General features: G+C 54.1%; 1 rRNA gene. It reads left to right on the forward strand.

Annotated features, from left to right (window positions below):
* Nucleotides 1-1,409: ribosomal RNA gene (locus tag ACFPTQ_RS16030) — 23S ribosomal RNA — on the forward strand; the annotation flags it as partial.

Raw genomic sequence — 1,409 nt, forward strand, 5'->3', positions numbered from 1 at the left:
GCGAACCCGGGGAACTGAAACATCTCAGTACCCGGAGGAAAGGACATCAACCGAGACTCCCGTAGTAGTGGCGAGCGAACCGGGACCAGGCCAGTGCTGTCGTGACATAAAGCCGAACGATCTGGAAAGGTCGGCCATAGCGGGTGATAGCCCCGTAGGCGTCAATTAGCGACAGACTCGAGTAGGGCGGGACACGTGAAATCCTGTCTGAACATGGGGGGACCATCCTCCAAGCCTAAGTACTCCTCAGTGACCGATAGTGAACAAGTACCGTGAGGGAAAGGTGAAAAGCACCCCGACGAGGGGAGTGAAATAGAACCTGAAATCGGAAGCCTACAAGCAGTCGGAGCCACCACGCGTGGTGACGGCGTACCTTTTGTATAATGGGTCAGCGACTTCATGTGCCGTGCAAGCTTAAGCCGTTAGGTGTAGGCGTAGCGAAAGCGAGTCTGAATAGGGCGAATAAGTACGTCGCATGACGACCCGAAACCAGGTGATCTATCCATGAGCAGGTTGAAGGCTGGGTAACACCAGCTGGAGGACCGAACCCGTGCCCGTTGAAAAGGTCTGGGATGACCTGTGGGTAGGGGTGAAAGGCCAATCAAACCTGGACATAGCTGGTTCTCCGCGAAATCTATTTAGGTAGAGCGTCAGACGAATTCCTTGGGGGGTAGAGCACTGGATGGATGCGGGCGGCGCGAGCTGTACCAATTCTAACCAAACTCCGAATACCCAAGAGAACTATCTGGCAGACACACGGCGGGTGCTAACGTCCGTCGTGAAAAGGGAAACAACCCTAACCATCATCTAAGGCCCCCAAGTAACGGCTAAGTGGGAAACGATGTGGGATTGCTTTGACAACCAGGATGTTGGCTTAGAAGCAGCCATCATTTAAAGAAAGCGTAACAGCTCACTGGTCAAGCGATCCTGCGCGGAAAATGTAACGGGGCTCAAGCCGTTCGCCGAAGGTATGGGTGTGCGCAAGCACGCGGTAGCGGAGCGTTCCGTAAGCCTGTGAAGGTCAGCCGTGAGGCTGGCTGGAGGTATCGGAAGTGAGAATGCTGACATGAGTAGCGACAAAGAGTGTGAGAGACACTCTCGCCGAAAGTCCAAGGGTTCCTGCGTAAAGTTAATCTGCGCAGGGTTAGCCGGCCCCTAAGGCGAGGCCGAAAGGCGTAGTCGATGGGAACCAGGTAAATATTCCTGGGCCAGTTGGAAGTGACGAATGACGTAAGTTGTCAGGGCTTATTGGATTGCTCCTGGCAGCGAAGTTGTTCCTGGAAATAACTCCAACAGAGACCGTACCCGAAACCGACACAGGTGGACTGGTAGAGCATACCAAGGCGCTTGAGAGAACTATGCTGAAGGAACTCGGCAAATTGCACGCGTAACTTCGGGATAAGCGTGAC

Source organism: Flavobacterium sp. GCM10022190 (genome assembly GCF_042656445.1).
Taxonomy (GTDB): Bacteria; Bacteroidota; Bacteroidia; order Flavobacteriales; family Flavobacteriaceae; genus Flavobacterium; species Flavobacterium nitratireducens.